This is a genomic window from Novosphingobium sp. B-7 (assembly GCF_000410615.1).
Lineage (GTDB): Bacteria > Pseudomonadota > Alphaproteobacteria > Sphingomonadales > Sphingomonadaceae > Novosphingobium > Novosphingobium capsulatum.
The window spans coordinates 19,319-24,073 of sequence record NZ_KE148516.1 but is presented as its reverse complement, the minus strand read 5'-3'; the positions used below and the strand labels follow the sequence as shown (position 1 = coordinate 24,073).

6 protein-coding genes are annotated in these 4,755 nt (G+C 65.6%); all 6 read right to left on the bottom strand.

Translation table 11 applies throughout. From position 1 onward, the window contains the following. A partial coding sequence (locus H926_RS0123715) for a CCA tRNA nucleotidyltransferase (protein ID WP_022678444.1) occupies positions 1-701 on the bottom strand: 701 nt, incomplete at its 3' end. Further along, on the bottom strand, positions 698-1,306 hold the full coding sequence (locus H926_RS0123710) for a CoA pyrophosphatase (protein WP_022678443.1): 609 nt from the start codon (positions 1,304-1,306) through the stop codon (positions 698-700). The genes H926_RS0123710 and H926_RS0123715, both read right to left, overlap by 4 nt. Beyond that, complete coding sequence (locus H926_RS0123705) at positions 1,303-1,890, bottom strand: DUF1285 domain-containing protein (protein WP_022678442.1); 588 nt, start codon at positions 1,888-1,890, stop codon at positions 1,303-1,305. The genes H926_RS0123710 and H926_RS0123705 overlap by 4 nt, the downstream gene beginning before the upstream one ends. Positions 1,891-1,913: 23 nt before the next feature. Then, complete coding sequence (locus H926_RS0123700) at positions 1,914-2,423, bottom strand: GNAT family N-acetyltransferase (protein ID WP_022678441.1); 510 nt, start codon at positions 2,421-2,423, stop codon at positions 1,914-1,916. Between the two features lie 530 nt (positions 2,424-2,953). Continuing rightward, positions 2,954-3,697 carry a hypothetical protein gene (locus H926_RS0123695; RefSeq protein WP_148291874.1) on the bottom strand — a complete coding sequence of 248 codons (744 nt, stop codon included), beginning with the start codon at positions 3,695-3,697 and terminating at the stop codon, positions 2,954-2,956. Between the two features lie 219 nt (positions 3,698-3,916). Beyond that, positions 3,917-4,755, bottom strand: an 839-nt coding sequence (locus H926_RS35330) for a short-chain fatty acyl-CoA regulator family protein (RefSeq protein WP_237741184.1), incomplete at its 5' end; no start/stop codon positions are given.

The following is a 4,755-nucleotide window of genomic DNA, read 5'->3' as shown; positions in this document are numbered from 1 at the left end:
ACGCCCAGCTGCGCCATGCGCGCCACCGTTGCGGCCGGATCGGGCAGTGCGAGCAGGCCGAGCAATTCGCTGGCCACGCGTTCGCGCGACAGGCCCTTCATCCCCGGCGCCAGCGCCGCGCAGGCTGCCTCGGCCGCAGGATCGGCCGGCAGCGAGCCGAATCGCGCCTGGAAGCGGAAGTAGCGCAGGATGCGCAGGTAATCCTCGCGGATGCGCTGGTCGGCCGCGCCGATGAAGCGCAGCGTGCGGCTGGCCAGATCATCCAGCCCGCCGAAATAGTCGCTCACCTCCAGGGTGCGCGGATCGGCGTAGAGCGCGTTGATCGTGAAATCGCGCCGCGCCGCGTCTTCCTGCCATTCGCGCGAAAAGGCCACAGTGGCATGGCGCCCATCGGTCGACACGTCGCGCCGCAGCGTGGTGATCTCCACCGGGCCGCCGGGCAGCACGGCAGTGATCGTTCCATGGGCGAGGCCAGTGGGCACCTGGCGGATACCGGCGGCTTTCAGCAGCGCCTGCGTTTCTTCGGGCAAGTGCGGCGTGGCCATGTCGATGTCTTTGACATCAAGGCCCAAAAGCGTGTCGCGCACGGCGCCGCCGACATAGCGGCACAGGCCCGCACCATCGGGATCGAGCGCCGCAACCAGGCCGGCCAGGTCTTCGCGCGTGGTCCAGGGAGCAGGGGGCAGGATGGTGGTGTTCATGCGTCGGGCCATTGCATGCGCTTGGCAAGGTTGGCGATGATCGCCGCGGTCACGCCCCAGATGCGGTGCCCTTGCCACAGGATTTCGATCGTGCGGCCGCGCCGGCCGTTCCATTCCGCCTCGATCCAGTCGTGGCCGCGTCGATCCAGCAGCAGCGACAGCGGCGGTTCGAACCAGCCGGCCACCTCGGCCGGGTTGGGTTGCAGCGGCAGGTCGGGCGGCACCACGGCAAGGACCGGGGTAATGTCATACCCCGTGCCGGTGCGATAGCGATCGGTCGGACCGATCACGCGCACTATGGCCGGATCGATGCCCAGTTCCTCGTTCGCTTCGCGCAGGGCCGCCTCTACCGGGGTTTCGCCCGGTTCGATCTTGCCGCCGGGAAAGGCGGCCTGGCCGGGATGGGCACGCATGTGGCTGGGGCGATGGATCAACAGCACGCCCGGGCCATCGGGATGATCGGCGCGGTCGGTCACCGCGATCAGCACGGCGGCCGGGCGCAGGCCATCGGGCACCACCCGCCAATCGGCGATCAGATCGGGTGCCGGCCCTTCATGCCCGGCGCGGTGCAGCGCGGACAGACGGTCGAACAGCGCCGCGTTCATGCCGCCGGAACCAGCGGAAAGCGTGCGCCCCGGCTTTCCACCATCAGGCCGTGCGGCTGGTCTGCGGCGGGCGAAACCTCCAGCGCGTGGGCGATCAGCTGGCCATAGGTGCTGCGGTTGAGGCGCGCCTCGATCCCGTGGCGCACCGCGAGGTAGAACGCCGGCAACTCTGCCGTGCCGGCCACGCGCAGGGGGTGATCGGGACCGCACAGCACCACGTCATCGGTGTTGAGGCGGAACGCCAGCACGGCCTCGCCGGTGGCTGGATCGTGGCGCACTTCCATGTCGATGGCGACCAGCGCAGCATCATCTACCGCGATGGCCAGCCGCTCGTGCGGGGTGACCAGCCAGTGCTGGCCGTCCTCGTCGCGCAGCAGCAGCGAGGCAAAGGCGCGGACCATCGCCGGGCGGGTGATCGGGCTGCCTTCATGCAGCCAGCTGCCATCGGCGGTGATGCGCATGTGGCTTTCCCCGCTGTGCGCGGGGTTCCACTGTTCCAGCGGGGGCAGGCGGCGGCTTTGCGCGAGCGCGGCGATCTCGCTGAGCGAAAGGCCGGCCAGTTCGGGGGGAGGTTCGTAAGGCACAGGCTGAGCCCTGCCAGACTTGATCAGCCCCGCCAAGGCCCCAGCATGCCTTCGCCCGGAAGGACGGCAGGGTTGGCCGTGCGGCACAGCAGGCGATGCTGATCAAACGGCCCGGGCAATTGCCAGCCAGCGGTGTGCGCGTTGCTGAAGCCGAAAAAGCGTTCGTAGTATTCCGGATCGCCGATCATCACCTGCGGCAGCGGCGCCCGTGGATCGATCGCGGTCAGGCTGGCCGTGACCAGCGCTTTGCCATAGCCGCGCCCCTGCTGGCCGGGCATGACGGCCACCGGGCCAACCATGATCATCGGCACGCGGCGCCCCTCGGGCGTGGTCAGCGCCACGGGCCAGCACTGGATCGTGCCGGCCAGCATCTCGTCATCATCCAGCGCGGCAAACGACAGGCCGGGCAGGCAATCGATCCCTTCGCGCAGGCGATAGGCGGTGCGCTGGCGCCGCTCCGGCTCGAACGCGGCATCGAGCAGCTCTTCAACCAGTTGCGGATCGACATCGGCCAGGGGAATGATCGTGGACAAGAACAGGCGCCTTGGGAATCGTGAAACGTGCCGGGCCGATAGCGGCCGGGGGGCGGGGGGTCAAACGATTGGGGGTGGGAAGGGACGTGCTCCTCATCCTCTTCAGAGGAGGGGGATGCCACGCGCATCGGTTCAGCGCTCCACCACACCCAACCCGCTGGTCTCAAGAAGCAGCGCGCGCGGTTCCATGTTGAAGCCGAAAGGCTAAACAAAACTAGCGACCTAATCCCCACCGACGCTGACCGCATCGTAGGCTAACTTGTTACAAAGTCCGGAAACCGCACAATTCTTGACGAATCAAGACCTTTCAACTACATAATGGCACAATGGCGCGCCGCCGGTTGGATGGGCAGCGCGCCGTTGCTCTTACCCCTTGTGGAAGGGGGCAGGGTGGATGAGGGCGAAAGCCCTACATCATGTTGTACGGGCCACGGTCCACATGACGCACCTCCTTCCTTCCGCGAGAGACAGCTGCACGATCCCGGCCAAGGTAAGCCGTGCAGCGTCAGGGACTTGGATGCGGCGACCGGTCATTGACTGGTCGCCGTATTAGTTTTTAGCGAGACGACAACAGCCGCCCTTGCCAATCTTTTCAATTCATCGCTCGCGTTAGGCCCAATACGCAGCTGGCGTTCTAGGTGACCGAACGTCTCAATCTCGCCTCGCCGCTTAAGCCTCGCGATGGCGTTGTAAGCGCTATTCTCGTTCTTGATCGGCGACAGATTGTGCTGCTCCGATCCTCCCCGGATGAAGTCGATTGCGTCCTTGGCGATAATACCCGGCTGTCGTGCGATGATGTCAAGAAGGGCCTCCATCATTGGAGAACCCGAGGTGGAGGGCGGGGATTTGTCCTGCTTTATGCCCGCAGCAATCTTGCTCAGAAACACTTTCAGGTTTTCAGGCGTGAACGTGTACCCTTTGTAATCGACCATTGTGCCTTTTGCCTTTGCTCTCGCAAGGGCATGGTAGAAACCTTTGTCACTCCTGCGCAGCTTCGACCCAAGGGGGCTTCGAAGGAGTGCCTCCCGAATTTCGTCGTAGGTTGCCCCATCCTCTGCCCGTTCCACGATGAGTGCCACTGCGGTCGGGAAATCATCGGATGAGCTAAGGCCTTCAAGCGTTTTGGTGATCAACCGAGGGTGAGTGCCCGGCGTTGCACTAGCAGCCTCAAAAAGGCCCGCTTCGCGCATGAGCTGCGTAGCCATACTAATCAACCGTTCGAGCTTCCCCCGCTCCGCCTCGAGAGTCCTCAATTCCTCGTCAATTTCGCGCAAGCGATGCCGCCAGCCATATAGCTGCGCCTCGTTTACGAGAGAGGGTGAATCGCCGCTCATACCCACTGTCATACCGTCCCTCCAATGACTGCGCAAGAGGGCTATGAGTGATATGGGCATAAATATGAATGTACCGAGTTTGTTCCGACAACCGTCTATGTGGGCGCGTTACGCGTAATCACGCCTCAGACCAAGATGAGGCTGTAGATGGCCCCCTGCTCAGCTTTCGCTGAAAACGTAGGGCACGGCCGCGCGGCGATAATCGTCGGGCAGGATTTCGCGGCCCAGCGGGGGCTGGGCGCGGGCCGGGCATTCCGCGCGCTGGCACAGGCGGCAAGTTACACCCACCGGTGTTGTAACGGCGGTTTGCGGATCGACGCCGCGCGCCGCCGCCAGGCGCGGGGCGGCCTGGGCCGGGCAGACCAGCGCCATGGCGCGGCGCACTGGCGGCAGGCCTGGGCCGGTGGAGATATCGATCGTGCGCGCGATCGAGAAGAAGCGATCGCCATGGGGCATTTCCAGCCACTGGGTCAGCACCTCGCCGGGGCGGGCAAAGGCCTGGTGCAGGCTCCACAGCGGGCAGCCGCCACCCTGCGCGGCAAAGGAAAAGCCCGCGCCATCGATGCGCCGGACCACGTTGCCGGCGCTATCGAGTTCCACCAGGAAGAATGGCACACCTTCCTGGCCCGGCTTGGTCAGCGTGGCCAGGCGCAACGCGGCCTGCTGCCATTCCACGCCGAACAGATCGGCTAGGCCCTGCACGTCATAGCCCTGCGCCTGGGCAGCGCGGGCAAAGCGGTCATAGGGCATGAGCACGGCCGCTGCGCCCAGTTCGGCCAAGGCGCGGCGGACCAGTTGCGCCGCCGTTGCGCTGGCGAAGCTTTCCCCGCGCACGATCGCGGCAATATCGGGGCGTAGGCTGGTATAGGCGATGTGCAGCGCGATCTGCCAGGCGCGGCGCTGTGGCCCCAGGCATTCGTCGAGCAGCAACTGTTCGTTGTGCCGGTCATAGCGCGCCAGGGCGCCCATCATCACGCTGGCCGGCATGGCACGCACGC

Excerpts from the sequence above, each read along its gene's own strand:
- H926_RS0123710 (WP_022678443.1), bottom strand. The coding sequence starts at position 1,306 with ATGAACGCGGCGCTGTTCGACCGTCTGTCCGCGCTGCACCGCGCCGGG.